Origin of the sequence: Streptomyces sp. I05A-00742, from assembly GCF_013055795.1 — a bacterium.
Lineage (GTDB): Bacteria > Actinomycetota > Actinomycetes > Streptomycetales > Streptomycetaceae > Streptomyces.
Genome location: NZ_JABETO010000001.1, coordinates 121,040 through 147,551, shown reverse-complemented (window position 1 = coordinate 147,551; position 26,512 = coordinate 121,040). Strand labels below are relative to the sequence as shown.

Genomic DNA, 26,512 nt, shown 5'->3' with positions numbered 1-26,512 from the left:
GGCCCCGGTACCACCCCCATCACCGGGGACTCCATGCGATGGGTCGGAGCATCGGGCTCCGACCTCAACCCCGACCGCCCCCGCCGCTCGGAGCGCGAGCACACCGGAGGCCCCGGCCCCCGCCGAACGCGGGAACCGGGGCCTCCGGGACGAACAGGAAGAGCGGGCTCAGCAGCCGAGCAGGCGGCCGCCCAGGTACGCCTCGATCTGGTCGAGGGAGACGCGCTCCTGCTTCATGGTGTCGCGCTCGCGGACGGTCACGGCGTTGTCGTCGAGGGTGTCGAAGTCGACGGTGACGCAGAAGGGGGTGCCGATCTCGTCCTGGCGGCGGTAGCGGCGGCCGATGGCGCCGGCGTCGTCGAACTCGATGTTCCAGTGCTTGCGCAGGTCCGCCGCGAGGCCCTTGGCCTTCGGGGAGAGCTGCGGGTTGCGGGAGAGCGGGAGGACGGCGACCTTGACCGGGGCGAGGCGCGGGTCGAGGCGCATGACGGTGCGCTTCTCCATGACGCCCTTGGCGTTGGGGGCCTCGTCCTCGTTGTACGCGTCGAGCATGAAGGCGAGCATGGCGCGGTTCAGACCGGCCGCGGGCTCGATGACGTACGGGAACCAGCGCTCGCCGGCCTCCTGGTCGAAGAACGACAGGTCCTGGCCGGAGGCGGCGGAGTGGGCCTTGAGGTCGTAGTCGGTGCGGTTGGCGAGGCCCTCCAGCTCCGAGTACTCGGTGCCGCCGAAGTTGAAGCGGTACTCGATGTCAACGGTGCGCTTGGAGTAGTGGGAGAGCTTCTCGGCGGCGTGCTCGTACCACCGCATGTTCTCCTCGCGCATGCCGAGGCCGGTGTACCAGTTCCAGCGCTGCTCCATCCAGTACTCGTGCCACTGCTCGTCCTCGCCCGGCTTGACGAAGAACTCCATCTCCATCTGCTCGAACTCACGCGTACGGAAGATGAAGTTGCCCGGCGTGATCTCGTTGCGGAAGGACTTGCCGGTCTGGGCGATGCCGAACGGCGGCTTCTTGCGCGAGGTCTGCTGGACCTGGCCGAAGTTGGTGAAGATGCCCTGCGCGGTCTCGGGGCGCAGGTAGGTCACCGAGCCGGTGTCCTGCGTGGGGCCGAGGTGGGTGGAGAGCAGGCCGGAGAACTGCTTGGGCTCGGTGAAGCCGCCCTTGTTGCCGCAGTGCGGGCAGTTGACGTCGGCGAGGCCGTTCTCGGGGAGCTTGCCGTGCTTGGCCTCGTACGCCTCCTCCAGGTGGTCCGCGCGGAAGCGCTTGTGGCAGGAGGTGCACTCGGTCAGCGGATCGGTGAAGGTGGCAACGTGACCGGATGCCTCCCACACCTCACGGGCCAGGATCACCGACGAGTCGATACCGACGACGTCGTCGCGCGAGGTGACCATGGAGCGCCACCACTGGCGCTTGATGTTCTCCTTGAGCTCCACGCCGAGCGGTCCGTAATCCCAGGCGGCACGCTGACCACCGTAGATCTCACTGCACGGATAGACGAAGCCACGGCGCTTGCTCAGGCTGACGATGGTGTCGATCTTGTCGGCGGCCACGGTGCTCTCTTCATTGCGACGACGAACAGCGAATGCTTCAGGTTACCGGCGCGGCCACCCCCCTAATCAAATCGGTACCGACCATGGCCGGACTCCGATGACACGGACCCCCTTGTTGACAATCGTTTCCACTTTAGTTGAAAATGAGTGTCATGAACGACAGCCATCCCCGCCCCGCCCCCCGGTCCCCCCGAATAACCGGGGTCGCCGTCGCCCTGGCGGCAGTGCTCGGCCTCGTCACGGTCTCCGCCTGTGCTTCCGACGAGCGGACGGCGGCCGACGGCGGCAAGCTGGACGTCGTGGCGTCGTTCTACCCGATGGAGTTCCTCGCCCGGCAGATCGGCGGGGACCACGTCCACGTCACCGGCCTCACCAAGCCGGGACAGGAACCGCACGACCTGGAGCTCAAGCCCCGGCAGGTCGCCTCCTTGGAGAAGGCGGACGCCGTCGTCTACCTCAAGGGCCTCCAGCCCGCCGTGGACGAGGCGATCAAGCAGTCGGGCGCGAAGAACGTCGCCGACGCGGCCTCCCTGACCTCGATGGAGAAGCACGGGGACGAGGTCGACGGCAGTCACCACTCGGAAGGCCACTCGGAAGGCCACTCGGAAGGCCACTCCGAAAGCCACTCCGAAGGTCACGAGGGCCACGACGGCCACGATCACGGAGACGGCGACGACCCCCACATCTGGCTCGACCCCGTGCGGTACGCCGAGGTCGCCGAGGGCGTGAACAAGACCCTCGCCAAGGCGGCCCCGGACCACCGCGAGATCTTCCAGAAGAACACCGACGCCCTGGTCGCCAAGCTCAAGGACCTCGACCGGAAGTTCAAGGACGGCCTGCGGGACCGCGCCTCGAACACCTTCATCACCACCCACGCCGCCTTCGGCTACCTCGCCGAGCGCTACGGCCTCACCGAGGAGGCGATCAGCGGCGTCGACCCGGAGTCGGAGCCCAGCGCCGCCCGGATCAAGGACCTGCACAAGCTGGCGAAGGACCACCACGTCAGCACGGTCTTCTTCGAGACCATCGCCAGCCCCGCCACGGCGAAGACGGTCGCCGGGGACCTCGGTCTGCGGACCGCTGTCCTCGACCCGCTGGAGGGCATCACCGCCGAGTCCGAGGGCCACGACTACTTCGAGGTCATGGAATCCAATCTCGCGGCTCTGCGGAAAGCGCTCGGCACCAAGTGAGCGCCGGGAGCACCCTGGTGGAGACCGGGAAGCGCGTACCTGAGGAGGACGACATGGAGCAGCCCGTCATATCCGTGCGCGGGGCGACGGCATCCCTCGGGTCGCGACCCGTACTGCGCGGGATCGACCTGTCCGTGCGGCGCGGCGAGGTCGTCGCGCTGCTCGGCGCGAACGGTTCCGGCAAGTCCACGGCGGTCCGGGCGATCGTCGGCCAGGTCCCGCTCACCGGCGGTGAGCTGGAGCTGTTCGGCACGCCCAAGCGCCGTTTCCGCGACTGGTCGCGCATCGGCTACGTCCCGCAGCGCACCACCGCCGCGGCCGGTGTGCCCGCGACCGTGCGCGAGGTGGTGTCCGCCGGGCGGCTGGCCCGGACGAAGCTGGGGCCGACCCGCAGGGCCGACCGCGAGGCCGTGGTCAAGGCCCTGGAGCTGGTCGGGATGGCGGACCGGCTCAAGGACTCGGTGAACGCGCTCTCCGGCGGCCAGCACCAGCGGGTGCTGATCGCCCGCGCGCTCGCCGTCGAACCCGAACTGCTGATCATGGACGAGCCGATGGCCGGCGTGGACCTCGCCAGCCAGGAAGTGCTGGCCAACGCCCTGCGCGAGGAGGTCGCCCGGGGCACCACGGTCCTGCTCGTCCTGCACGAACTGGGCCCGCTGGAGCCCCTGATCGACCGGGCGGTCGTGCTCCGGGACGGTTGCGTCGTCCACGACGGGCCGCCGCCCGAGGCCGTGGGCCAGCACGCGCTCCCCGGCCACGACCACGTACACCCGCACGCCGGCCCGGCTGCGGAACCGACTCGGACAGGGCTGCTGAGCTGATGGACATCCTCGACGCCGCGTTTATGCAGCGGGCGCTGCTCGCCGCGCTCCTCGTGGGCATCACCGCCCCCGCGATCGGCATCTACCTCGTCCAGCGCCACCAGGCGCTGATGGGTGACGGCATCGGACACGTCGCCCTCACCGGCGTCGGCCTGGGCTTCCTGCTCAACGCCAGCCCGGTGTGGGTGGCGGCGATCGTGTGCGTCCTCGGCGCGGTCGTGATGGAGCTGATCCGCTCCTCCGGCAAGGCGAGAGGCGACATCGCCCTCGCCATGCTCTTCTACGGAGGCATGGCGGGCGGCGTGATGCTGATCAACCTGTCGGACAACGGCTCCAACGCCAATCTGGTCACCTACCTCTTCGGTTCGCTGACCACCGTCTCGCAGCAGGACCTCGTCGCGATCTGCATCCTGGCCGCCTTTGTGATCCTCGCCACACTGGGTCTGCGACGACAGCTTTTCGCCATCTGCCAGGACGAGGAGTTCGCCCGCGTCACCGGCCTCCCGGTGCGCCTGCTCAACCTGCTGGTCGCCATCACCGCCGCGCTGACCGTCACGGTCGCCATGCGGGTGGTCGGGCTGCTGCTGGTCAGCGCCCTGATGGTGATCCCGGTGGCCGCCTCCCAGCAGATCGCCCGGAGCTTCGCCACGACCCTGGCGCTGTCCGTGGGCATCGGGGTACTGGTGACCCTCTCCGGCACCACCACCTCGTACTACGTGGACGTCCCGCCCGGCGCCACCATCGTCCTGCTGGCCATCGGCGTCTTCGTCCTCCTCACGGTGATCGCCGCGCCCCTGGCCGGATCCCGCGCCAGGAAGCAGGCGGCGGACGAGGAGCGCTGCACCCTGGCGGAGCCCGGCTCCCCGGACGCGCCGGACGACGTCCGCGTCTGACGGGCGGCGACCGGTGGCGCGGCGGACGGCCGCACCACCCGCGGAGCGCAAGTTAGGCTGACCAAACCTGCACTCCGCAGGACGTCCGGAACGCATGGATCACGGCGCACGGCGCGGGCACGGGGCCTGGCACAATTGGCCCGGCACGCCGGCCCAGCCCGTGCGTGGATGTTCAGCCGAGCTTGAGGAGGCAACTGTGGCGACCGCCGGTCCCCCGGTACGCGGCCGAGCCACCAAGCAGCGCGCCGCCGTCGCGGCGGCGCTCGACGAGGTGGACGAGTTCCGCAGCGCTCAGGAACTCCACGACATGCTCAGGCACCGCGGCGCCTCCGTCGGGCTGACCACCGTCTACCGCACCCTCCAGTCCCTCGCCGACGCCGGCGAGGTCGACGTGCTGCGCACCAGCGAGGGCGAGGCGGTCTACCGCCGCTGCTCCAGCGGCCACCACCACCATCTGGTGTGCCGGCTGTGCGGCAAGGCGGTCGAGGTCGAGGGCCCGGCCGTGGAGACCTGGGCGGACTCGATCGCCCGTGAGCACGGCTTCGTGGACATCGCCCACACCGTCGAGATCTTCGGCACCTGCGGGGACTGCGCCCGGAACGCCTGCGGGTCGTAAACCCGTGGAGACCGCGGAGGGAGCGCCCGGCGCGACCGCCGGGCGCCCGGGACGGCTCAGCCCTCCTCGCCCTCCACCGCATTGGGGATCGCCCCGCCGAACCGCCGGTCGCGCTGCGCGTACTCCAGGCAGGCGCGCCACAGGTCGCGGCGGTCGAAGTCCGGCCAGAGCACGTCCTGGAACACCATCTCCGCGTAGGCGCTCTGCCAGATCAGGTAGTTGGACGTGCGCTGCTCGCCGGACGGGCGCAGGAACAGGTCCACGTCCGGCATGTCCGGGTAGTAGAGGTACTTCGCGAGCGTCTTCTCCGTGACCTTCGACGGGTCGAGGCGGCCCGCCTTCACGTCCTCGGCCAGCGCCTGCGCCGCGTCCGCGATCTCCGCGCGGCCGCCGTAGTTCATGCAGAAGTACAGCGTGAGCTTGTCGTTGCCCTTGGTCTGCTCCTGGGCCACCTGGAGCTCCTTGGCCACCGACCGCCACAGCTTCGGCATCCGGCCCACCCAGCGGACCCGGATGCCGAGTTCGTCGAGCTGGTCGCGGGTCTTGCGGATGAAGTCCCGGTTGAAGTTCATGAGGAAGCGCACCTCCTCCGGGGAGCGCCGCCAGTTCTCGGTGGAGAAGGCGTAGAGCGAGATGCTCCCGACGCCCATCTCGATCGCGCCCTGGAGGACGTCCAGCACCCGCTCGGCGCCGACCTTGTGCCCCTCGGTGCGCGGCAGTCCGCGCTCCTTGGCCCAGCGGCCGTTGCCGTCCATGACGATGGCGACGTGCCCGGGGACCAGCTCACCGGGGATCTTCGGCGGCTGCGCCCCCGAGGGGTGCGGGTCGGGTGTGCGGTACTCGCGACGGGAACGGCCCAGAAGCCCGCGTCGTGCCATGGCTGCCACTACTCCTATTTACTTCTCTACATAGCGGAGAGAACGAAGCCCCCGCTCAAGGTGCCAGTGCAGATATGCGGCGACGAGGCCGCTGCCCTCCCGGACGTACCGCGCCTCGCACGCGTCCGCCGCGGCCCAGTCCCCCGTCAGCAGGGCACCGAGGAGCCCGATCGCCTCCGAGGAGGGTACGACGCTTCCCGGCACCCGGCAGTCACCGCAGACCACGCCGCCCGCCGCCGTCGAGAAGAACCGGTTCGGACCCGGCATCCCGCAGCGCGCGCACGCGTCGAAGCTCGGCGCGTAGCCGTTGACCGCCAGCGAGCGCAGCAGGAACGCGTCCAGGATCAGATGCGGGGCGTGCTCCCCCGCCGCGAGCGTCCGCAGCCCCCCGACCAGCAGCAGATACTGCTGCACCGCCGGCTCGCCCTCATGGTCCGTGAACCGCTCCGCCGTCTCCAGCATCGCCGTTCCCGCCGTGTACCGCGCGTAGTCCGTCGCGATCGTCCCGCCGTACGCCGCGATCGTCTCGCTCTGCGTGCACAGCGGCAAGCTCCGCCCCACCAGCTCCCCGCCCCGCGCGAAGAACTGCACATCCACATGCGAGAACGGTTCCAGGCGTGCCCCGAACTTCGACTTCGTGCGGCGCACGCCTCGCGCTACGGCGCGGACGCGGCCGTGGCCGCGGGTGAGGAGGGTGATGATGCGGTCCGCTTCGCCGAGCTTTTGCGTGCGGAGCACGATGCCGTCGTCGCGGAAGAGGGTCATGGGGTCATTGTCCCGCACGCACGGGACCGGTCGCGGCAGGGGCTGCGGCCCCGCGCCCCCGAAGCGCACAGCGCGCCGCTGTCCTCAAACGCCGGACGGGCTGGATAGCGCCGGGCCGGCTGGATTTCGCGCCCGGGCGCGCACTTCAGCCCGTCCGGCGTTTGAGGACGCCGCGCGCAGCGCGGCTCGGGGGGTGCGGGGGCTTGCCCCCGCAAGAAACGGTGAAAGGGCGGGCCAGGGGCACCCCCACCCGCCCGCCCTCACGACGGCGTCCGCGCCGCCGCCAGCAACCGATCCGTGTCCTCGGGACAGAGCATGAGAGCCCGCCCCACAGTGGCAAGAACCTCCCGCTCAGCAGGCCGATAAGGCCCATCGGCAAGAGCGATCCGCGCCCCCTGCAGCAGGATCGACTCCCGCCCGGCAGGCGCAAGATGCGGAGCCAACGGCTCCAGCGCCTCGTGGAGCTCGATGGCGAGAGCGGTCCCGCAAGGATCGAAGCCGTCGCGCCCGGTGACGGCGGGCGACGCGGAGGAGGCGGGGAATCTGCCGGGCAGCCGCCCGGTGTCGGCGGCGAGGGCCTCGATGAGCGTGACGAGCTGCTCCTCGCTGCAGTCGGCGAACCCGGCGGCCCGCACCGCGCCGACGGCGGCCCGGCGGACGGTACGGGCCTCCGTACCGCCCGCGGCGAGCACCGCGAGGGCGACGGTGTGCACGGCATCCCGGAGCATGGCGGAGAAGCGGGTGGTGGTCGGGTGGTCGAGCACGTCCATCGGGTACCGGGTACGGCAGGCCGTGCACTCCACGACCGGCCCGACCGGACCGCGCGGCAGCAGCGGCACGCCCAGGACGACAAGGCGACGGCGGCCCGTACGGCGGTGGTAGTTGCGGTCCCCGCCGCAGCCGGGGCAGAAGAACTCGCCGTCACCGACGGTGCGCCATACCGTGCGCACACCCAGCACACACCGGTCGGGGCTCTGTCGGCCTTGCGCGTGCTTCACGGCGCACACCTCCATAACGCCACGGCCTCGTCGCCGCGTTGACGTGATGTTAGCCACATCGATGATGTGCCGTCAGTACCCCGTGCGCAGACTTCGGGCGACCGGCACCCGGGCGCGCCCCCGAGCCCACCGGATGCGGTGGTTTCGGGGGCGCGCCGTTGACGGTGGCGGCACGACACCCGTCACCAGGCGTCAACAGGCGTCCTGTCAGGGCCGGTACGCGCGGTTCACCGCGGACACGACGGCCTTGATCGAGGCGCGCGTGGTGTTGGGGTCGATGCCGATGCCCCACAGCACCTTGCCGTCGATCACGCACTCGATGTACGAGGCGGCCTGGGCGCTGGCGCCCTCGCTCATGGTGTGCTCGGTGTAGTCCAGCAGGCGGGCGTCGATGCCGGTCGCCCCGAGCGCGTCGAAGAAGGCCGAGATCGGACCGTTGCCGGTACCGGTGAGCACCGTCTCCGCGCCGTCCACGACGGCCTCGACGGTCAGCGCGTCGGTGCCGTCGTTCGCCGTCGAGGTGTGGGCGGCGCGCAGCTCGACGCGGCCCCACGGGTTGTCGGCGGTGGGCAGGTACTCGTCGCGGAAGACGGACCAGATCTCCTGCGGGGTGACCTCGCCGCCCCCGGCGTCGGTCCGGGCCTGGATGATCTTCGAGAACTCGATCTGCATCCGGCGCGGCAGGTCCAGCTTGTGGTCGTTCTTCAGGACGTAGGCGATGCCGCCCTTGCCCGACTGCGAGTTGACGCGGATGACGGCCTCGTACGAACGGCCGACGTCCTTCGGGTCGATGGGCAGGTAGGGGACGGCCCACTCGATGTCGTCCACGCCGCGGCCCTGGGCGGCGGCGGTGGCCTCCATCGCCTCGAACCCCTTCTTGATGGCGTCCTGGTGGGAGCCGGAGAAGGCGGTGTAGACCAGGTCGCCCGCGTAGGGGTGGCGCGGGTGGACCTCCATCTGGTTGCAGTACTCGGCGGTCCTGCGGATGTCGTCGATCCGGGAGAAGTCGATCTCCGGGTCCACGCCCTGGGAGAACAGGTTCATGCCCAGCGTGACCAGGTCGACGTTGCCCGTCCGCTCGCCCTGGCCGAACAGGCAGCCCTCGACGCGGTCGGCACCGGCCATGACGGCCAGTTCGGCGGCGGCCACGGCGGTGCCGCGGTCGTTGTGCGGGTGGGCGGAGAGGCAGACGTACTCGCGGCGGGACAGATGGCGGCCCATCCACTCGAAGCGGTCGGCGTGGGTGGAGGGGGTCGAACGCTCGACCGTCGCGGGCAGGTTGAGGATGATCTCCCGGCCCGCCTCCGGCTGCCAGACGTCCATGACGCCCTCGCAGACCTCCAGGGCGAAGTCCAGCTCGGTGTCGGTGAAGATCTCCGGGCTGTACTGGTAGCCGAAGACCGTGTCGTCCCCCAGGATCTTCTCGGCGTACTCCACGACCAGCCGCGTCCCGTCGACCGCGATCTGCTTGACCTGCTCGCGGGAGCCCCGGAAGACGACCCGCCGGAAGACCGGGGCGGTCGCGTTGTAGAGGTGCACGGTGGCCCGGTGCGCGCCGCGCAGCGACTCCACGGTCCGTTCGATCAGCTCCTCGCGGGCCTGGGTGAGGACGGAGATCGTCACGTCCTCGGGGATCGCGCCCTCCTCGATGATCGAGCGGACGAACGCGAAGTCGGTGGCGCCGGAGGACGGGAAGCCGACCTCGATCTCCTTGTAGCCCATGCGGACCAGCAGGTCGAACATCTCCCGCTTGCGGGCCGGCGACATCGGGTCGATCAGCGCCTGGTTGCCGTCGCGCAGGTCGGTGGAGAGCCAGCGGGGGGCCTTGGTGATGCGGCGGTCCGGCCAGGTGCGGTCGGGCAGGTCCACGGCCTCGTACCGGCCGTACTTGTGCACCGGCATGCCGGACGGCCGCTGGGTCACGGTGGCGGCGGTGAGGGGGGTGGGACGGCCGACGGAATCGGGGATCCGGATCGTCTGGGACATCTGCGCAGGTCTCCTCGGGGTGCTTCCGCGTGGGTCCCCTGCTCCATCAGGGAGCCGGGGGGCCGACGGGGCGGTGTTCCCGGGGCTTCCCGGGCCGGGCACCGCAACACCGGACTCCGCGGGGAGGGGGTCGGCCGACGACTACAGACCCTCACCGCGGCAGCTAAGGAGAAGCAGCCCATAGCGACGCATGATGCACGGCACAGTAGTCGAGGACGGCGGAATGCGACGGGCCGTATCAGCATGCGGGACGCCGGGGCCGCTCAGCACGGGGCCGCCTAGCAGGGGAGGGCGGCCCAGACTGTCCGAAGGCCGCGCAAGCACTCTTTTTCATTAATCATGACCGCAGGGAGTGACAACGCGGTGACACGGTGCCACATTTCAGGCCATGAATGGCGACCCCACCGGGACCGCGCACGCGCACCGTCCCTTCTGTTCGATCATCCCCCCGCACGTCCTCGACAAGCTGGCCCAGTCCGACGACCCGCGCCGCTTCGAGCCCGCCCGGCGCACCCTCGAACACGACGGCTCCCTGCGGACCCGCCGCCGCATCACCGCCGTCCGCGGCATCGCCGCCACCACCCCCCTGGGCATCCCCGCCGACACCCCCCAGCGCACCATCTACGACGCCGGACACCTGACCCGGCTGCCGGGCACGCGCATCCGGGGCGAGGGCGACGCCCCCGGCACGGACGCCACCGTCAACCGGGCCCACGCGGGCCTCGGCGCCACCTTCGACCTCTTCCTGAAGGTCTACGGACGGCACTCCATCGACGACTGCGGACTGCCCCTGAACGCCACCGTCCACTACGGCGAGGAGTACAACAACGCCTTCTGGGACGGCGAACAGATGGTCTTCGGCGACGGCGACGGCGAGATCTTCCTCGACTTCACCATCCCCGTCGACGTCATCGGCCACGAACTGACCCACGGCGTCACCCAGCACACCGCCAACCTGGAGTACTACGGCCAGTCCGGCGCCCTCAACGAGTCCCTGTCGGACGTCTTCGGCTCCCTGATCAAGCAGTACGCCCTCGGCCAGACCGCCGCCGAGGCGAACTGGCTCATCGGCGAGGGGCTGCTCGCCCCGGGCATCCACGGCACCGCCCTGCGCTCCATGAAGCAGCCCGGCTCCGCCTACGACGACCCCCACCTGGGCAAGGACCCCCAGCCGTCCACCATGAAGGACTACGTCCGCACCTCCCGCGACAACGGCGGCGTGCACATCAACTCCGGCATCCCCAACCACGCCTTCTACCTGCTCGCCACGGGCCTCGGCGGCAACGCCTGGGAGCGGGCCGGCAAGGTCTGGTACGCCGCGCTGACCAGCGGTGAGCTGACCCCCGACGCCGACTTCGCCGACTTCGCCCGGCAGACGGCGAAGACCGTCCGCGCCCTGTACGGGGATGGCGACGAGACCCGCGCCGTCCTCAAGGCGTGGGCCCAGGTGGGCGTCCCCACCTCGTAGGGCGGTGCCCGGCGGGCCACAATGACGCCATGCGGATCGTCATCACACGGACCGGCGGCTTCGCCGGCATCGAGCGCCGGGCCGAACTGGACACCTCAGGACGGCCCGACGCCACCCACCTCGAAGCCCTCGCCCACCGCGCCCTGGCCCCCGGCCGCGACGCCCCCGGCCGGGGCGTCCCCGACGGCTTCCACTACGAGATCACCGTCGACAACCGCAAGGTCCACCTTGCGGACCCGCACCTCACGGAGGACCAGCGGGAGCTGATCAGGACGGTGTTGCGGGAGGGGGCGTGAAACCGGCCACCGGATGATCACAGGGTTAGCCTGCTCATACACAGTGTCGAACAGGGGGGAGTGGCGGGACGATGTCGTCTCCGGACCTCGGAGTGCAGGCCCACGGACCGACCTCGGTGGCGGCCGAGTTCCAGGCCGCCAGCAGTGACGGACGGGAATTAGCCAAACTCGACGACCCCGGCAGGGCGAGCGCCGCCCATGACGCCTGGGCCGTGTCGGCCGCCAGCACCGAGTGCATCGCCTCCTGGCGCAACCGCCTCCACGAACTCGGCCGCTCCGCCCGTACCGCCGCGTCCGCGGTGACCAAGTCCATGGACGCCTACACCGGCACCGACCGCTCCATCGCCGAGGGCCTCCGCAAGGCCGGCGGCTCCCTGGAGGGCGCCTGATGGTCTCCGTGCCCGACCTCAAGAACGCCAAGCCGAAGCTCTGGCGCGACGCCGCCGACGACGTCCTCCGCGCCGCCAGGCACTGCGACGAGATCGGCGGCCTCGCCCGCGACCACGTCGCCCCCACCCTGCGGCAGTGCTGGGTCGGCGACACCGGTGAGAAGGCACGCAGGACCTTCGTCGACCACGCGAAGGAGTACGAAGCCGCGGCCCTGTCGCTCCGCGCCCTCACCAAGTCCTACGACCACCTCGCCGAGGCGGTCGAGGGCGCCCAGCGCGACCTGCTCGGCGCCCTCGACTACGCCGCCGCCCACGATCTCCACGTGGACGACAGCGGGCGGGTGCAGTTCGCCAAGCAGGTGGCCACGGCGCCGGGGGACACGACGTACGCGGACCGGATCAAAGAGGTGCAGGGGATCGTCCGCGACGCCCTCGACAAGGCCACCAAGGCCGACACGGAAGCGGCGGCGGCGCTGCGCACGATCCGCGGACTGGCCGACATCAAGGACCCGGCCCTGGTCAAGGAGGGGCTGAACGAGGGAAGTCCGCTCAACACCGCGCTGCGGCTCATGTCCGTCTCGAACCCGCCGCACCGCATCAACGTGACCGCTTCGCAGCTCGCCGCGGTGGACCGTGCCGCCAAGGAAACCGGCATGAGCAAGAACCTGCTCCTCGCCATCCTCTGGCAGGAGCAACAGTGGTACCAGAACGTCACCGGTTCGCCGAACGGCCTGCTGGGCGGCCTGGGGCGGATCTTCGACTGGTCGCTCGAAGAGACCGTGAAGCCGGACAAGTCGCTCGGCATCACGCACATGAAGCTGAAGACGGCCCGCAACGTGATCCGGGACAACCCCAACGCCTTCACCGTCAACGGCACCTATCTGGGGAGTCTCGACGACGCGCAGCTCACCAAGTACATCGAGGAGAACCCGAACGAGGACATCCGACTGAGCGCCCACCACCTCAAGGACCTGCAGAAGAATCCTTACGGCGCCCGGACGGACAAGCAGCTGTTCGTGCTGTACGCGGCCGACACGCCGCAGGTCCGGGAGGCCAACGAACGGTACGGGGACGAGACCGCCAACCGAGGCGGCGCGATCCGCCACCGGGCCGCGAACTGGGACGCGTTGCAGCCCCACATAGCCGACACCCAGCGCTGGGAATCCTTCACTCCGGAGCAACGCGCCGAGGCAATGCGACAGTTGGAGCGGCAGTTCCCGAAGGGGCACTCGTTCCACTTCGACCCGCTCTACGGCGGCACCGGACTGCCCTCCAACGGCACGGGAACCGGCGCGCCCGAACCGGGCACTCCCTCCCCGGAGCCGGGGCCGCCCCCGACACCCCCCAAATGACGGCAGGCACCATGAGGAAGATCGTCGGCACGGTCATGGCCATGGGGGCAGTTGTCGCCCTCGCCTCCTGTGGGGTCGGCAGGGGGGACGACGAGGCGGGACGGTCACCGTTGCCCGGGAACGTGCCGGCCGGGCCCCGGCACGCCACGGCCGACGAGATCGTCGGAGCGCTCGACGCGGCGGGGATCAAGTGTGCCGTCGTGCGACGCGACCAAGGAGATGGCAGCGGGGGCAGCGGGGCCACGTGCCAGGCGAAAGTGAACGGTGCGATGTTCGAGAACGAGATCCACACGCTCAGCCCCAAGGTCTTCTCCCGGGACGATCTGGGCGCCGCGGTCGCGTCCCGCCGCAAGCCTCCGTACAGCCACACGCTGGTGGTGGCCGGGAACTGGTTCGTCCGCGTGAGGGAACCCCGGTTCGCGCCCCAGGTCGCCAAGGCCCTGCACGGCGTCGTACTGCCGCCGGAGAAGGTGAAGGTTCCCGACTATCCGCTGCCGAGCATCCCCGCCGAGCCCCGGTACAAGAGCCTCGGCGCGCTGGCCGACGCGCTCGACAAGGCCGTCGGGTGCGCCGAGCGCTCGGAAGGGCTCGGCGGGACGATGACCTGCACCACCGGCAAGCGGATCGGGCGCTCGCCCAACTGCGCCACCCTCGCCCTGCACGACACCGCCGCCGCCCGCGACCGCACGCTCCGCGAGGCCATCGCGTACAAGGGCGTCCCGGCGACCCTGGTGACCGCCGGGAACTGGACCGTCAACCTCTGCGACTACGGCCTGGGCAGCCGCGTCGCGCAGGCGCTCGACGGCCGGGTGGTGGCGTACGACGGGCAGTAGCCCCACCCCGGCCCGGCGGCCTAGAAGCCCAGCTTCCGCAGCTGCTTCGGGTCGCGCTGCCAGTCCTTCGCGACCTTCACATGAAGGTCGAGGTACACGGGCGTCCCGAGCAGCGCCTCGATGTGCTTGCGGGACTTCATGCCGACCTGCTTCAGGCGGGCGCCCTTGGGGCCGATGATGATGCCCTTCTGGCTGGGGCGCTCGATGTAGACGTTGGCGTGGATGTCGAGCAGGGGCTTGTCGGCGGGGCGGTCCTCGCGCGGGAGCATTTCCTCGACGACGACGGCGATGGAGTGCGGCAGCTCGTCGCGGACGCCCTCCAGGGCGGCCTCGCGGATCAGCTCGGCGACCATGACCTGCTCGGGCTCGTCGGTGAGGTCGCCCTCGGGGTAGAGGGGCGGGCTCTCCGGCAGCATCGGGGCGATCAGGTCGGCCAGCAGGGAGACCTGCTTGTCGCCCACGGCCGAGACGGGGACGATCTCCGCCCACTGGATGCCCAGCTCGTCGCCCAGCCGCTGGATGGCGATCAGCTGCTCGGCGAGCGTCTTGGAGTCGACGAGGTCGGTCTTGGTGACGATGGCGATCTTGGGGGTCTTCTTGATCCCGGCCAGCTCGGCCGCGATGAATCGGTCACCGGGACCGAGCTTCTGGTCGGCCGGCAGGCAGAAGCCGATCACGTCGACCTCGGCCCAGGTGGTGCGGACCACGTCGTTGAGCCGCTCGCCGAGGAGGGTGCGCGGCTTGTGCAGGCCGGGGGTGTCGACCAGCACCAGCTGGGCGTCGGGGCGGTGCACGATGCCGCGCACGGTGTGGCGCGTGGTCTGCGGGCGGTTGGAGGTGATCGCGACCTTCGTCCCCACCAGTGCGTTGGTCAGGGTCGACTTGCCCGCGTTGGGGCGGCCGACGAAGCACGCGAAGCCCGCGCGGTGGGCCCGGGAGGGGGATGAAGCCTTGTCCATGAGGAATATTCTCCCCGATCCTCCGCCCTTCGCCGACCAAAGGGGCCGCGGGCCCCGGACCGGGCCCCCGGCGGCGGGCCATGGAGCCGGTCAGCCCGCCGTCACGACGCCCGACGGAGTGCCGTCCGGGCCCGCGAGCAGGACCGGGGTGTCCGGGCCGCCGAGGTCGCGGACGGCCGCGCGGTCGGTGTCGGGGACGGCCGCCGCCTCGGAGACCACCGCCGCCGCCTCCAGGGACCGCGCGCCGCCGGCCACGGCCATGGCCACCGCCGTGGCGAGGGCGCTGAGCCGCAGCGAGTCGAGGGCGACGGTGCCGGCGACGTACGTACGGCCCGTCTCGTCCCGCACGGCCGCGCCCTCCGGCACGGCGTTGCGGGCGCGGGTGGCGCGGGCGAGCGTGATGAGCTTGCGGTCCTCGGGGCCGAGCGCGGTGATGTCCATCGTCGTCGTCATGGCCCGAGGATATTGAAGCGGCCCGGAGGGCCCGTCACCGGTCAGCTCGCCACCGGGACCGAGTGGAGGCCGCCCCGCCGGCCCTCCGGCGAGTTCAGCCGGGCCACCCGCTCGGCGGTGTTCGTGCCGGGCACCGGGTTGTGCATCACGATCACCAGGTCGGGACGGGCGGGCACCTGGAGCGAGGTGTTCTCGAAGAAGAGCGTGCCGACGACGGGGTGCTCGTACTCCTTGACGAGCTGCCCGGCGGGCTGCACGTCGTTGCGGGCCCACAGCGCGGCGAACTCCGGGCTGATCGCCAGGAGTTCCTCGACGACCAGCGCGAAGCCCTCGTCGTCCGGGCGCCCCGAGCAGGCGCCGCGGTACTGGGCGACCACATGCTCGGCGTTCCGCTCCCAGTTCGCCGCGCGCGAGCGGTAGACGGGGTCCGTGAAGTAGGAGATCAGGCAGTTCTGCCGGATCTCCGGGCGGAAGCCCAGCACGACGGCGGCCGAGTCGTTGTAGGCGACGATGTTCCAGTAGGCGTCCATGATGTGCGCCGGGTTGGGCAGCCAGCCGTCGATCAGCCGCATCAGGCCCTCGCACAGGTGGTGCGGGTCGTCGACGACGGAGTCGGCGGCCAGCGGCGGGTTGAGACCGGCGAGGACGTACAGGTGGCGGCGCTCGGTCCCGGTCAGCCGGAGCACCCGGGCGACGGCGTCGAGCACCTGCGGGGAGACGGTGATGTCACGGCCCTGCTCCAGCCACTGGTACCAGGAGGCACCCACGCCGGCGAGCACGGCCACCTCCTCGCGGCGCAGCCCCGGCGTGCGGCGGCGGCCGCCGCCGTCCGGCAGGCCCGCCTCCGCCGGGGTCACCCTGGCCCGGCGGCTCATCAGGAAGTCGCGCAGCTCGGGCCGGCGGTTCGCCCTGGCGGCGTCCGTAGGTGTCGTCAACGGGTCCCCCTCGTCCGCATCACATCCGCAACCCCCTGACTGGTGGTGCGACCACCACCATAAGTGCCGACTCCCCAGGGATATTCCGGGAGCCCGAGGGTGGACCCATGCCGCTCGACACGTCCCCCTCCCCCACTGTCTCCCCCTCCCTCACTGTCTCCCCCGCACCACCGGCACCGGACCCGGCGGAGACCCGGATGACCACCCGCGCGAAGCTGGTCCTGCTGGTGCTGTGCGCCGCCCAGTTCATCGTCGCGCTCGACTTCTCGATCCTGAACGTCGCACTGCCCGTCCTCGGCGACGACCTCGGCATGGGCCGGGGCGACCTCCAGTGGGCCGTGACCGCGTTCGCCCTGCCGTCCGGCGGGTTCCTGCTCCTCTTCGGCCGGATCGCCGACCTCTACGGCCGGCGGCGGCTCTTCCTCACCGGACTGGCCCTGTTCACGGTGGCCTCCGTACTGGCCACCCTCGCCTGGAACCCCGCGTCCTTCCTCGCCGGGCGGGCCCTCCAGGGCCTGGGCGCGGCCGTCATCGTGCCGACCGGCATGTCCCTGCTGACCACCACCTTCCCCGAGGGGCCGCAGCGCGCGCGGGCCCTGGGCGTCAGCAGCACACTGCTGTCGCTGGGCTTCACCGTCGGCATGGTGCTCGGCGGCATCATGACCGACACCCTGGGCTGGCGCTCCACCATGGGCCTGCTCGGCGTCGCCGGCGCGGGCGTGCTGCTGCTCGCCCCCCGCCTGCTCACCGAGTCCCGGCACCCCGAGCGGCCCCGCCTCGACCTGCCCGGCGCGGTGACCGTGACCGGCGGCCTGCTGGCCCTCATCTACGCCCTGTCGACCGCCGCCGAGCGCGGGTTCGGCGGCACGGACGTCATCGTCACGCTGATCGCCGGCGTGCTGCTGCTCACCGCGTTCGCCGTCGTGGAGTCCCGGGCCGCCGAGCCGCTGGTGTCCCTGCCGATGCTGCGCCGGCCGACCGTCGCCTTCGGCAACCTGGCGGGCCTGACCACGTTCGCGACGATGAGCGCGGTCATCTTCCTGCTCACCCTCTACCTCCAGGAGGTGCTGCACCTCTCGGCGTTCCGCGCCGGCCTGATCTTCGGCGTCGAGGGTGTGATCGCGGTGGCCGCGGGCATGGTGGCGCCCAAGGTGATCGGCCGCTTCGGCACCCGGACCACGCTGGTGGGCGGGCTGCTGATCCAGGCGGTGTTCACCGCGCTGTTGCTCGGGATCGGCCGCACCTCCGGCGCCTGGCTGACGCTGGTGGGCGTCTCGCTGGCCGTCATCGGCCACCTGTGGGCGATCGTCGCCTACGGGATCACCGCCACCTCGGGGCTCCCCGACACCGAGCAGGGGCTGGCGACCGGCCTGGTGACCAGCTCGCAGCAGGTCGGCCTCACCGTCGGCATCCCGCTGCTGAGCGCCCTCGCCTCGGCGCACACCGCCGCCCTGCGGTCGGACGGCGAGGACGCCGCCGGGGCCGCGCTGGGCGGGATCAAGCTGGGGCTCGGGGTCGACGCCGCGGTCGCGGTGGCGGTGGCGGTCCTGGTAGCGGTAGGTCTGCGGGCCCGGCGGCGCGCGGACCGCTGACCGCGGCCCGCCCGGCGGCGCGGCCCTCCGGCGAGTTCAGCCACTCGACCCGGTCCGCGGTGCCGGTGCCCGGGACCGGGTTGTGCACCACGATCGTCAGGTCCGGACGGGAGGGGATGCGCAGCGGACTGCTCTCGAAGGACAGCGTGCCGACGAGCGGATGCTCGATCTCGTTGACCAGCTGCCCCTCGGGGTGGACGTCACCGCACTCCCACAGCCGGGCGAACTCCTCGCTCACCGCGGACAGTTCGCCGACCAGGGCCGTCAGACCCGCCGCGTTCAGGGAGTCCGGCTGCTCCGCGCAGGAGGCCCGGAACTGGGCGACGACACGGCGGGCGTTCTCCTCCCGCCGGACGTCGGCGTCCGGCTCCGCGGAGGCCGGCCGGTAGGCGGGGTCGGTGAACCAGTCGACCAGCCAGTTGCGGCGCTCCCCCGGGCGGAAGCCCAGGACGAGCGCCGCCGACTCGTTGTGGGCCAGGGTGTTCCAGCAGGGGTCCAGGATGTGCGCGGGCCAGGGCATCCAGGCGTCGATCAGCCGGTGCAGCCCCGGGCAGAGGGCGTCCGGCCGCTGACCGGACTCCGGCAGCGGCGGGTTGAGCCCCGCCAGGACGTACAGGTGACGTCGTTCGAGGGGCGTCAGCCGGAGGACCCGCGCGACGCCGTCGAGGACCTGTGGCGAGACGGTGATGTCCCGCCCCTGCTCCAGCCACTGGTACCAGGTGGTGCCCACCCCGGCGAGGACGGCGACCTCCTCGCGGCGCAGCCCCGGCGTCCGCCGGACGCCCCCGTCGGGCAGGCCCGCCTCGGCGGGGCTCACCCGGGCCCGGCGGCTCATCAGGAAGCGGCGCAGTTCGTGGCGGCGGTGCGGTGGTCCTCCGCTCGCACCCGGTGCGGTGGTCACGGGTCCCTCCCTCGTTCCGGCATCCCGGCCGGTAGTCATTCCGGCATCCCGGCTGGTAGTACGGCTAACACCATAAACACGCTCTCCCCAGTGGTATTCCGGAAGCCCGAGGGTGGGGGTATGTCCCACGACACCTCGCTTCCCACCGCACCACCGCTCGCGCCACCCGCCCTGTCCGCCCGCGCGAAGCTGACGCTGCTGGTGCTGTGCACCGCGCAGTTCGTCGTCACGCTCGACTTCTCCATCCTGAACGTCGCGCTGCCCGCCCTCGGCGACGACCTCGGCATGGGACAGGCCGACCTCCAGTGGGCCGTCACCGCGTTCGCCCTGCCCTCCGGCGGCCTCCTGCTGCTGGCCGGGCGGCTCGCCGACCGGCACGGCAGGCGCCGGCTGTTCCTGCTGGGGCTCGCCGTGTTCACCGTGGCGTCCGTACTGGTCACCCTCGCCTGGGATCCCGCCTCGTTCCTCGCCGGACGGGCCCTCCAGGGCGTCGGCGCGGCACTGATCGTCCCCACCGGTATGGCCCTGCTGACCACCACGTTCCCCGAGGGCCCGCAGCGCGAACGCGCCCTGGGCATCAGCGGCACCCTGCTCTCGCTGGGCTACACCACCGGCATGGTGCTCGGCGGCGTCATGACGGACGGGCTCGGCTGGCGCTCCACCATGGGCCTGCTCGCCGCGGCGGGCGCCGCGGTGCTGGCGGTGGCGCCGGGCGCGCTGACCGAACCCCGGGGCACGGACGACGCGACCGCGCGGCGCCGCCCGGTGGACCTGCCCGGCGCGGTGACGGTGACCGGCGGGCTGCTCGCGGTGATCTACGCCCTCTCGACGGCGGCCCAGCGCGGCTTCGGCCGCGCCGACGTGATCGCCGCGCTGGCCGTCGGCGCGCTCCTGCTGACCGCCTTCGTGATCGTCGAGTCCCGGGTCGCCGACCCGCTGGTGTCCCTGCCGATGCTGCGCAGGCCGACCGTCGCCTTCGGCAATCTGGGCGGGCTGGCCACGGTCTCGACGATGACCGCCCTGATCTTCCTGCTGACCCTCTACCTCCAGGAGGTCCTGAAGCTCTCCGCCTTCCGCACCGGCATGCTCTTCGGCGTGCAGGGCGTCTTCGCCGCCCTCGCCGGGCTGACCGCCTCCCGCGTCATCGGCCGCCTCGGCGCCCACCGCACGCTGGTGACGGGGCTGCTGCTGCAGGCCGTGGCCACCGCGCCGCTGCTCCGGCTGGGCAGCGGCCCGGACGCCGCCTGGTGGGCCCTCGCGGGGGCCTCGGCCGGTGTCGTCGGCAACCTCTGGGCCGTCGTCGCCTACGGCGTCACCGCGACCTCCGGCGTCCCGGCCGCGTCGCAGGGCTTGGCGACGGGCCTGGTGACCAGCTCCCAGCAGCTGGGCACCACGGTCGGCATCCCGCTGCTGAGCGCCGTGGGGTCGGCGTGGGGGCTCCGGACGGCGTTCGGGGTGGACGCGGTGGTGGTGGGGGCCGCGGCGGTGGTGGTGGCGGTGGGGCTGCGGGGTGCCCGCAGGGCTCCCTGACCGGGTCTCAGAGTCTCAGCCCGGCCCCTCGCCCCGCAGCGCCACCTGCTCCTCCAGCCGCTCCAGGCTCCTGTCCAGCGCCTCCTCCACGACCCCGTCCGCCGGCCGCTGCGACCCCTGGTGGAAGGAGAGGTGCACCGTCACCTGACTGGTGCCGCTGCCGTTGCCCGCGACCTGGAGCCAGCCGCTGTACCGGCCGTCCTCGCGGGTCCCCCACTCCAGCCGCATCTGTTCCTTGCGCGCCCGGACCAGCGCGTCGGCGTCCTCGCCCGTCCGGTCCTCGTGCACGGTGACGGCCGGCGGGTCGTCGGGGTGGACGTGCAGGTCCCGGGGCAGCCAGCTGTCGAGCCGGTTGAGGTCGCAGACCTGATCGAAAATCATCTCGGGCTGCGCGGGCATGGTGCGGGTGCGTTCGAACTCGCTCATGGAGGGCGGGTAACCGCCCCCGCCCCCGTCCATGCGGCCGGACCGGCGGGATTCCACCGGTCGGCCACCGCCGTCCCCCGGACGGTCCCTACGACGCCTGCCCCGGCGCTTCCCCACGGACCGGCTCCACCAGCACCGTCACGATCCGGTTCCGCCGCCCCGCCGGTGCCTCCGCGGTCAGCCGCAGGGCCGTCACCGAGGGGTCCGTACCCCGCTCCGGGAGCGGGACGTCCGCCGTCGCCCCGGCGATCGGCACCCGCCCCAGCGCCTTGGCGAGCAGCCCGCCGACGGTCTCCACGTCCTCGTCGTCCAGCGCCTCCAGGCCGTACAGCTCGCCGAGGTCGCCGATGTCCAGCCGGGCGGTGACCCGGTGACGGCCGTCGCCCAGCTCCTCCACCGGCGGCAGCTCACGGTCGTACTCGTCGGTGATCTCGCCGACGATCTCCTCCAGGATGTCCTCGATGGTGACGATCCCGGCCGTGCCGCCGTACTCGTCGATGACGACCGCGCAGTGGTTGCGCTGCTGCTGCATCTCGCGCAGCAGATCGCCCGCGTTCTTGGTGTCCGGCACGAAGACGGCGGGCCGCATGGCCGTCGAGACCGGCTCGGACTCGGCCTCGCGGTTGATGTGCGTCCGGCGGACCAGGTCCTTGAGGTAGACCACGCCGACGACGTCGTCCTCGTTCTCGCCCGTCACCGGTATCCGCGAGAAGCCCGAGCGCAGCGCCAGGGTGAGCGCCTGCCGGATGGTCTTGCCGCGCTCGATGACCACGAGGTCGGTGCGCGGCACCATCACCTCGCGGACGAGGGTGTCGCCGAGCTCGAAGACCGAGTGGACCATGCGCCGCTCGTCGTCCTCGATCAGCGACTCCTTCTCGGCCAGGTCGACCATCGCCCGCAGCTCCGCCTCGGAGGCGAACGGGCCCATGCGGAAACCGCGGCCCGGGGTGAGGGCGTTGCCGATGAGGATCAGCAGCCGGGGCACCGGGCCCATGATCCGCGCGAGCGGCAGCAGGGCGTACGCCGCCGCGGTCGCGGTGTTGAGCGGGTGCTGCCGTCCGATGGTCCGCGGCGAGACGCCGACGGCCACATACGAGACGAGGACCATCACCCCGACGGCGACGGCCAGCGCCTCCCACGTCGCGTCGAACTCGCGCAGGCAGACATAGGTGGTGAGCACCCCGGCCGCCATCTCGCAGGCGACGCGCACCAGCAGCGCCACATTGAGGTAGCGGGTGGGGTCGGCCGCGACGGCCATCAGCTTCGCGCTGCCCCGGCGGCCCGCCCGTACCGCCTCCTCCGCCCGGAACCGGGTGGTCCGGGCGAGACCGGCCTCGGCACAGGCCGCCAGCCAGGCGACGACGAGCAGGAGGACCGCCGCGGCGATCAGCCGGCCGGTCACGTGATCGTCGGAGCCGGGGAGGGCCCTTCGATCCCGCGCTCGGCGCGCCAGCCGTCGATGATCGCCGCCTGGAGGCCGAACATCTCGGCCTTCTCGTCGGGTTCCTCATGGTCGTAGCCGAGGAGGTGGAGCACACCGTGCACCGTGAGGAGCTGGAGCTCCTCGTCCATCGAGTGCCCGGTGGGCGCCGCCTCGCCCTGCTGCTTCGCGACCTCCGGGCAGAGCACGATGTCACCGAGGAGCCCCTGCGGGGGCTCGTCGTCGTCCTTCGCCGGCGGACGGAGCTCGTCCATCGGGAAGGACATGACATCGGTCGGCCCGGGCAGGTCCATCCACTGGATGTGGAGCTGTTCCATGGCCTCGGCGTCGACGACGATGACCGAGAGCTCGGAGAGCGGGTGGATGCGCATCCGGGCGAGGGCGTAGCGGGCGACGTCGAGGATCGCCTTCTCGTCGACCTCGGTGCCGGATTCGTTGTTGACGTCGATCGCCATGGTGCTCAGCTTTTTACTTTCCGTCGCCGCGGTTGTCGTACTTCTCGTACGCGTCCACGATACGGCCGACCAGCTTGTGCCGGACGACGTCATTGCTGGTGAGCCGGGCGAAGTGGACGTCCTCGACGCCCTCCAGGATGTGCTGCACCTGCCGCAGGCCGCTCTTGGTGCCGCCCGGCAGGTCGACCTGGGTGATGTCACCCGTGATCACGATCTTGGAGTCGAAGCCCAGCCGGGTGAGGAACATCTTCATCTGCTCGGGGCTGGTGTTCTGCGCCTCGTCCAGAATGATGAACGCGTCATTAAGGGTGCGACCCCGCATATATGCGAGCGGCGCGACCTCGATCGTCCCCGCCGCCATCAGCCGCGGGATCGAGTCCGGGTCGAGCATGTCGTGCAGCGCGTCGTAGAGCGGGCGCAGGTACGGGTCGATCTTCTCGTAGAGGGTGCCGGGGAGGAAGCCCAGGCGCTCGCCGGCCTCGACCGCGGGGCGGGTCAGGATGATCCGGGTGACCTGCTTGGACTGGAGGGCCTGGACGGCCTTGGCCATGGCCAGGTAGGTCTTGCCGGTGCCCGCGGGGCCGATGCCGAAGACGACGGTGTGCTTGTCGATCGCGTCCACGTAGCGCTTCTGGTTGAGCGTCTTGGGACGGATGGTGCGGCCACGGCTGGAGAGAATGTTCTGGGTGAGCACCTCGGCGGGCGTCTCCGGCTGCCCCTCCGCGTCCCGCAGCATGGCGATCGAGCGTTCCACCGCGTCCTCCGTCATCGGCGCACCGGTCCGGAGCACCAGCATCATTTCGTCGAAGAGGCGCTGGACGAGGGCGACTTCCCGTCGGTCCCCGGTCGCGCTGACCTCGTTGCCCCGTACGTGGATGTCCGTGGACGGGAAAGCGTTCTCGATCACGCGCAGGAGCTTGTCCCCGGAGCCCAGTACGGTCACCATCGGATGCTTGGCGGGAACCGTGAAGCGGGCTTGTGCCTGCGCTCGTGTGGGTGTCTGAGTCATGGGCCGGCACTCTGGCCTGCTCATCCCTCTTTTCCGTGTGCGTGCGTCCGGCGGCCGGCGATCGTTCGTCCGGCCGCCCCGTACTGTCAAGGGTACGCCGGAGGCAGGGCGGGTCCGAGGGGTTTTACACCCCCGCCCGCACCCCCGCCTAGGCTCCGCGGAAGCCCAGCGTGGGCTGGGCGCGGCGGAGCGGCCAGGGGCGGGCGGCGCCGGGCAGCAGGCCGTCGAGGAAGGCGTAGCGGCGCAGGGTGTCCCGGGACTGGTCGTCGTAGGACCGGACGTGCTGCCACCAGGCGGCGATCTCCACCCAGCCGGGCGCGGACAGCGAGCCGCCGAACTCCTGGACGGACAGGGCGGAGGTCAGGCAGGCGAAGGCCAGCCGGTCGGCGAGCGGCCACTCGGCCAGGGTGCCGGCGACGAAGCCGGCGACGAAGACGTCCCCTGCGCCGGTGGGGTCGAGGGCCTCCACGACGATGGCGGGGACCTCGGCGGTCTCGCCGGTCCGGCCGTCGACGGCGTACGCGCCCTTCTCCCCCATGGTGACCACGGCCAGCGGCACCCGGTCGGCCAGCGCGCGGGCCGCGGCGCGCGGGCAGTCGGTGCGGGTGTAGCGCATGGCCTCCTCGGCGTTGGGCAGGAACGCCTCGCAGTGCTCCAGGTCGGCGAGGTCGGACGGGTCCCAGCGGCCGGTGTCGTCCCAGCCCACGTCGGCGAAGACGCGGCTGCCGCCGCGGGCGGCGTTGGCGAGCCACTCCTCCCGCCGGCCGGGGACGAGCAGGGCGACGGCGGCCTTGGCGACGACCGGGCACACGGGCGCGGGCGTCTCGGGCGGCGGTGCCTCGTGGCCGTGCGAGATCATCGTGCGTTCGCCCTCGTAGGCCATGGAGACGGTGACCGGGGAGTGCCAGCCGGGTACGGTGCGGGATTTGCCGAGGTCGATGCCCTCGCCGCGCGAGAGCGCCTCCCAGCAGTACTCGCCGTACATGTCGTCGCCGAACGCGGCGGCGAGCGAGGTGCGCAGGCCGAGCCGGGCCAGGGCGGTGGCCATGTTGGCGATGCCGCCCGGGCTGGAACCCATGCCGCGCGCCCAGGACTCGGTGCCGCGCACCGGGGCCGAGTCCAGCCCGGTGAAGATGATGTCGAGGAAAACAGTTCCGGTCAGATAGACGTCGAACTCCGGTCCGCCCGCCGCGCGGAGCCCGGCGAGGGGGTCGAGCACCGGGCCCGCGCCGACGGTGGTATCGCCCGGGAACGCCGTCCGGGGCTGCTTCCGCGCGGAATCCGGTGGGGCGGTGCGGCCGGAAGCGGTGGCACGGTCCGATGAGATCGTCATGCTCTCGCTGCTCCTCTCAGGGGGGCGGGTCCGGACAGTGTGCCCGATGCTGCGGTACGTTCCGGCCATGAGGCTGACGATTCTCGGCGGTGGCGGATTCCGGGTGCCGTTGGTGCACCGGGCCCTTCTGGACGACGCGCGGCGCGATGCGCCGGGCCGCGTCACCGAACTGGTGCTGTTCGACACGGACTCGATGCGCGCCAGGGTGATCAAATCGGTGCTGACCGCGCAGGCGGAGGGGGTGCCCGGAGCCCCTTCCCTCCGGGTCGCGGACGATCTCGACGACGCGCTCAGAGGAACGGACTTCGTCTTCTCGGCCATCCGCGTGGGTGGTACGGCGGGACGGGTGCGGGACGAGCGCATCGCGTTGGACGAGGGGGTGTTGGGGCAGGAGACTGTCGGTGCGGGCGGTGTGCTCTACGGGATGCGGACGATCCCGGTGGCACTGGACATCGCGCGCCGGGTGGCCGAGGTGGCTCCCGATGCGTGGGTCATCAACTTCACCAATCCGGCGGGCATGGTGACGGAGGCGATGTCCACGGTCCTGGGCGACCGGGTGATCGGGATCTGTGACTCGCCCGTGGGGCTGGTGAAGCGTGCCGCGCAGGCGGCCGGTGCCGACCCGGACCGGGTCGAGTACGACTATGTGGGGCTCAACCACCTCGGCTGGCTGCGGGGGTTGACCCAGGACGGCCAGGATCTGCTTCCGGGGCTGCTGCGGGACGGCGCGGCGCTCGCGACGTTCGAGGAGGGCAAGCTGTTCGGCGCCGACTGGCTCCGGGCCCTGGGCGCGCTCCCCAACGAGTACCTCCAGTACTACTACTTCCGCCGTGAGACCCTGCGCGCCGTGCAGGAGTCGGAGCACACGCGCGGCGAGTTCCTCGACCGCCAGCAGGGCGACTTCTTCGCCCGGGCGGACCAATCGCCGGAGCGGGCCTACGAGTTGTGGCAGCGGACCCGGCTGGAGCGCGAGGAGACCTACGGCGCCGCGACCCGGGCGGCGAGCGGCGGGTGGCAGCGCGACTCCTGCGACCTGGAGGGCGGCGGCTACGAGCGGGTGGCGCTGGCGCTGATGCGGGCGGTGGCCGGGGATGAGCGGGCGCGGCTGATCCTCAACATCCGCAATCAGGGGACGGTGCCGGAGATCGACCGCGAGGCGGTCATCGAGACCGTCTGCGAGGTGGGCGCGAAGGGTGCCCAGCCGCTGCCCTGCGGTCCGCTGCGGGAGGATCAGCTCGGGCTGATGCTCCAGCTCAAGGCGGTCGAGCGGGCGGTGATCGACGCCGCCGTGGACCGGGACCGGCAGGCCGCGCTCCGGGCGCTGGCGCTCCATCCGCTGGTGGACTCGCCGGCGGTGGCGGCCCGGATCCTGGAACGGTCGGCCGGCTGACGAACCGGCGGCGGTGTGGGCCCGCCGGGTGGCACCGGGCGCTGAGCCCGGG

Annotated in this window: 26 protein-coding genes; 12 read left to right on the top strand and 14 right to left on the bottom strand. The window is 71.6% G+C overall.

The genetic code is table 11. The annotated features are described in order from the left end of the window. Positions 1–168: 168 nt before the first annotated feature. Positions 169–1,551, bottom strand: coding sequence for a glycine--tRNA ligase (locus tag HN013_RS00660; protein ID WP_171161737.1), 1,383 nt, complete (start codon positions 1,549–1,551; stop codon positions 169–171). A gap of 152 nt (positions 1,552–1,703) precedes the next feature. Between HN013_RS00660 and HN013_RS00655 the strand changes: the two genes are divergently transcribed. From HN013_RS00655 to HN013_RS00640, 4 genes are all read left to right on the top strand, one after another. Next, complete coding sequence (locus HN013_RS00655) at positions 1,704–2,741, top strand: metal ABC transporter substrate-binding protein (protein ID WP_171161735.1); 1,038 nt, start codon at positions 1,704–1,706, stop codon at positions 2,739–2,741. A gap of 53 nt (positions 2,742–2,794) precedes the next feature. Further along, positions 2,795–3,562, top strand: a complete 768-nt coding sequence (locus HN013_RS00650; protein WP_171161733.1) for a metal ABC transporter ATP-binding protein — start codon at positions 2,795–2,797, stop codon at positions 3,560–3,562. Next, the gene (locus HN013_RS00645; RefSeq protein WP_171161731.1) at positions 3,562–4,455 is read left to right on the top strand and encodes a metal ABC transporter permease; all 894 of its coding nucleotides are present in this window, start codon (positions 3,562–3,564) and stop codon (positions 4,453–4,455) included. The genes HN013_RS00650 and HN013_RS00645 overlap by 1 nt, the downstream gene beginning before the upstream one ends. 196 nt (positions 4,456–4,651) lie before the next feature. Next, entirely contained in the window at positions 4,652–5,071 is a 420-nt protein-coding gene (locus tag HN013_RS00640; RefSeq protein WP_171161729.1) for a Fur family transcriptional regulator, read from the top strand. A 56-nt stretch (positions 5,072–5,127) separates the two neighbouring features. Here the strand turns inward: HN013_RS00640 and HN013_RS00635 are convergent, their stop codons facing one another. The 4 genes from HN013_RS00635 to leuA all read right to left on the bottom strand — a co-directional run bounded on the left by HN013_RS00635 (position 5,128) and on the right by leuA (position 9,698). Continuing rightward, entirely contained in the window at positions 5,128–5,949 is an 822-nt protein-coding gene (locus HN013_RS00635; protein ID WP_171161727.1) for an isoprenyl transferase, read from the bottom strand. A gap of 18 nt (positions 5,950–5,967) precedes the next feature. After that, a complete protein-coding gene (recO, locus tag HN013_RS00630; protein ID WP_171161725.1) occupies positions 5,968–6,714 on the bottom strand; it encodes a DNA repair protein RecO in 747 nt (248 codons plus the stop codon). A 260-nt stretch (positions 6,715–6,974) separates the two neighbouring features. Next, positions 6,975–7,712: a TerB family tellurite resistance protein gene (locus tag HN013_RS00625; RefSeq protein ID WP_312018445.1), complete on the bottom strand. Its 738-nt coding sequence runs from the start codon at positions 7,710–7,712 to the stop codon at positions 6,975–6,977. Positions 7,713–7,919: 207 nt separating this feature from the next. Next, entirely contained in the window at positions 7,920–9,698 is a 1,779-nt protein-coding gene (leuA, locus tag HN013_RS00620) for a 2-isopropylmalate synthase (protein ID WP_171161722.1), read from the bottom strand. 388 nt (positions 9,699–10,086) lie between these two features. Between leuA and HN013_RS00615 the strand changes: the two genes are divergently transcribed. The 5 genes from HN013_RS00615 (at position 10,087) to HN013_RS32270 (ending at position 14,036) form a co-directional block, all read left to right on the top strand. Next, the gene (locus HN013_RS00615; RefSeq protein ID WP_171161720.1) at positions 10,087–11,166 is read left to right on the top strand and encodes a M4 family metallopeptidase; all 1,080 of its coding nucleotides are present in this window, start codon (positions 10,087–10,089) and stop codon (positions 11,164–11,166) included. 29 nt (positions 11,167–11,195) lie between these two features. Next, positions 11,196–11,462: a protealysin inhibitor emfourin gene (locus HN013_RS00610; RefSeq protein ID WP_171161718.1), complete on the top strand. Its 267-nt coding sequence runs from the start codon at positions 11,196–11,198 to the stop codon at positions 11,460–11,462. Positions 11,463–11,533: 71 nt separating this feature from the next. Beyond that, positions 11,534–11,851 (top strand): hypothetical protein, encoded by a 318-nt coding sequence (locus HN013_RS00605; protein ID WP_171161716.1) that lies wholly within the window; start codon positions 11,534–11,536, stop codon positions 11,849–11,851. Next, positions 11,851–13,203: a hypothetical protein gene (locus HN013_RS00600; protein WP_171161714.1), complete on the top strand. Its 1,353-nt coding sequence runs from the start codon at positions 11,851–11,853 to the stop codon at positions 13,201–13,203. The genes HN013_RS00605 and HN013_RS00600 overlap by 1 nt, the downstream gene beginning before the upstream one ends. Further along, on the top strand, positions 13,200–14,036 hold the full coding sequence (locus HN013_RS32270; protein WP_212763786.1) for a hypothetical protein: 837 nt from the start codon (positions 13,200–13,202) through the stop codon (positions 14,034–14,036). Before HN013_RS00600 ends, HN013_RS32270 begins: the two co-directional genes overlap by 4 nt. Positions 14,037–14,056: 20 nt before the next feature. On the opposite strand, the gene era is transcribed toward HN013_RS32270, so the two are convergent. The 3 genes from era to HN013_RS00580 all read right to left on the bottom strand — a co-directional run bounded on the left by era (position 14,057) and on the right by HN013_RS00580 (position 16,323). Next, positions 14,057–14,995, bottom strand: a complete 939-nt coding sequence (era, locus tag HN013_RS00590) for a GTPase Era (protein WP_171161712.1) — start codon at positions 14,993–14,995, stop codon at positions 14,057–14,059. A gap of 90 nt (positions 14,996–15,085) precedes the next feature. Then, positions 15,086–15,448 carry a cytidine deaminase gene (locus tag HN013_RS00585; protein WP_171161710.1) on the bottom strand — a complete coding sequence of 121 codons (363 nt, stop codon included), beginning with the start codon at positions 15,446–15,448 and terminating at the stop codon, positions 15,086–15,088. A 41-nt stretch (positions 15,449–15,489) separates the two neighbouring features. Next, positions 15,490–16,323 carry a helix-turn-helix transcriptional regulator gene (locus HN013_RS00580; protein WP_171162223.1) on the bottom strand — a complete coding sequence of 278 codons (834 nt, stop codon included), beginning with the start codon at positions 16,321–16,323 and terminating at the stop codon, positions 15,490–15,492. Between the two features lie 167 nt (positions 16,324–16,490). On the opposite strand from HN013_RS00580, the gene HN013_RS00575 reads away from it, so the two are divergent. Then, positions 16,491–17,975, top strand: coding sequence for an MFS transporter (locus HN013_RS00575; protein WP_171161708.1), 1,485 nt, complete (start codon positions 16,491–16,493; stop codon positions 17,973–17,975). On the opposite strand, the gene HN013_RS00570 is transcribed toward HN013_RS00575, so the two are convergent. Further along, complete coding sequence (locus HN013_RS00570) at positions 17,881–18,876, bottom strand: helix-turn-helix transcriptional regulator (protein WP_312018444.1); 996 nt, start codon at positions 18,874–18,876, stop codon at positions 17,881–17,883. The two genes, HN013_RS00575 and HN013_RS00570, sit on opposite strands and share 95 nt — an antisense overlap. 120 nt (positions 18,877–18,996) lie before the next feature. Between HN013_RS00570 and HN013_RS00565 the strand changes: the two genes are divergently transcribed. After that, positions 18,997–20,406 (top strand): MFS transporter, encoded by a 1,410-nt coding sequence (locus tag HN013_RS00565; RefSeq protein ID WP_171161704.1) that lies wholly within the window; start codon positions 18,997–18,999, stop codon positions 20,404–20,406. 15 nt (positions 20,407–20,421) lie between these two features. Here HN013_RS00565 and HN013_RS00560 read toward each other — a convergent pair whose 3' ends face one another. From HN013_RS00560 to HN013_RS00540, 5 genes are all read right to left on the bottom strand, one after another. Further along, positions 20,422–20,832, bottom strand: coding sequence for an SRPBCC family protein (locus tag HN013_RS00560; protein WP_171161702.1), 411 nt, complete (start codon positions 20,830–20,832; stop codon positions 20,422–20,424). An 88-nt stretch (positions 20,833–20,920) separates the two neighbouring features. Next, positions 20,921–22,234 carry a hemolysin family protein gene (locus HN013_RS00555; RefSeq protein ID WP_171161700.1) on the bottom strand — a complete coding sequence of 438 codons (1,314 nt, stop codon included), beginning with the start codon at positions 22,232–22,234 and terminating at the stop codon, positions 20,921–20,923. After that, positions 22,231–22,728: an rRNA maturation RNase YbeY gene (gene ybeY / locus HN013_RS00550; RefSeq protein WP_171161698.1), complete on the bottom strand. Its 498-nt coding sequence runs from the start codon at positions 22,726–22,728 to the stop codon at positions 22,231–22,233. Before ybeY ends, HN013_RS00555 begins: the two co-directional genes overlap by 4 nt. Before the next feature lie 13 nt (positions 22,729–22,741). Further along, a complete protein-coding gene (locus HN013_RS00545; protein WP_171161696.1) occupies positions 22,742–23,737 on the bottom strand; it encodes a PhoH family protein in 996 nt (331 codons plus the stop codon). Between the two features lie 148 nt (positions 23,738–23,885). Then, positions 23,886–25,070 carry a PfkB family carbohydrate kinase gene (locus tag HN013_RS00540; RefSeq protein ID WP_212763785.1) on the bottom strand — a complete coding sequence of 395 codons (1,185 nt, stop codon included), beginning with the start codon at positions 25,068–25,070 and terminating at the stop codon, positions 23,886–23,888. A gap of 67 nt (positions 25,071–25,137) precedes the next feature. Between HN013_RS00540 and HN013_RS00535 the strand changes: the two genes are divergently transcribed. Then, complete coding sequence (locus tag HN013_RS00535; protein WP_171161695.1) at positions 25,138–26,460, top strand: 6-phospho-beta-glucosidase; 1,323 nt, start codon at positions 25,138–25,140, stop codon at positions 26,458–26,460. Positions 26,461–26,512: the final 52 nt, after the last annotated feature.

Bases quoted from the DNA above. Each gene is read 5' to 3' on its own strand.
- HN013_RS00655 (WP_171161735.1), top strand. From the start codon at position 1,704: ATGAACGACAGCCATCCCCGCCCCGCCCCCCGGTCCCCCCGAATAACC.
- HN013_RS00650 (WP_171161733.1), top strand. From the start codon at position 2,795: ATGGAGCAGCCCGTCATATCCGTGCGCGGGGCGACGGCATCCCTCGGG.
- HN013_RS00645 (WP_171161731.1), top strand. From the start codon at position 3,562: ATGGACATCCTCGACGCCGCGTTTATGCAGCGGGCGCTGCTCGCCGCG.
- HN013_RS00635 (WP_171161727.1), bottom strand. From the start codon at position 5,949: ATGGCACGACGCGGGCTTCTGGGCCGTTCCCGTCGCGAGTACCGCACA.
- recO (WP_171161725.1), bottom strand. From the start codon at position 6,714: ATGACCCTCTTCCGCGACGACGGCATCGTGCTCCGCACGCAAAAGCTC.
- leuA (WP_171161722.1), bottom strand. From the start codon at position 9,698: ATGTCCCAGACGATCCGGATCCCCGATTCCGTCGGCCGTCCCACCCCC.
- HN013_RS00615 (WP_171161720.1), top strand. From the start codon at position 10,087: ATGAATGGCGACCCCACCGGGACCGCGCACGCGCACCGTCCCTTCTGT.
- HN013_RS00610 (WP_171161718.1), top strand. From the start codon at position 11,196: ATGCGGATCGTCATCACACGGACCGGCGGCTTCGCCGGCATCGAGCGC.
- HN013_RS00605 (WP_171161716.1), top strand. From the start codon at position 11,534: ATGTCGTCTCCGGACCTCGGAGTGCAGGCCCACGGACCGACCTCGGTG.
- HN013_RS00600 (WP_171161714.1), top strand. From the start codon at position 11,851: ATGGTCTCCGTGCCCGACCTCAAGAACGCCAAGCCGAAGCTCTGGCGC.
- HN013_RS32270 (WP_212763786.1), top strand. From the start codon at position 13,200: ATGACGGCAGGCACCATGAGGAAGATCGTCGGCACGGTCATGGCCATG.
- era (WP_171161712.1), bottom strand. From the start codon at position 14,995: ATGGACAAGGCTTCATCCCCCTCCCGGGCCCACCGCGCGGGCTTCGCG.
- HN013_RS00585 (WP_171161710.1), bottom strand. From the start codon at position 15,448: ATGACGACGACGATGGACATCACCGCGCTCGGCCCCGAGGACCGCAAG.
- HN013_RS00580 (WP_171162223.1), bottom strand. From the start codon at position 16,323: ATGAGCCGCCGGGCCAGGGTGACCCCGGCGGAGGCGGGCCTGCCGGAC.
- HN013_RS00575 (WP_171161708.1), top strand. From the start codon at position 16,491: ATGCCGCTCGACACGTCCCCCTCCCCCACTGTCTCCCCCTCCCTCACT.
- HN013_RS00565 (WP_171161704.1), top strand. From the start codon at position 18,997: ATGTCCCACGACACCTCGCTTCCCACCGCACCACCGCTCGCGCCACCC.
- HN013_RS00560 (WP_171161702.1), bottom strand. From the start codon at position 20,832: ATGAGCGAGTTCGAACGCACCCGCACCATGCCCGCGCAGCCCGAGATG.
- ybeY (WP_171161698.1), bottom strand. From the start codon at position 22,728: ATGGCGATCGACGTCAACAACGAATCCGGCACCGAGGTCGACGAGAAG.
- HN013_RS00545 (WP_171161696.1), bottom strand. From the start codon at position 23,737: ATGACTCAGACACCCACACGAGCGCAGGCACAAGCCCGCTTCACGGTT.
- HN013_RS00540 (WP_212763785.1), bottom strand. From the start codon at position 25,070: ATGACGATCTCATCGGACCGTGCCACCGCTTCCGGCCGCACCGCCCCA.
- HN013_RS00535 (WP_171161695.1), top strand. From the start codon at position 25,138: ATGAGGCTGACGATTCTCGGCGGTGGCGGATTCCGGGTGCCGTTGGTG.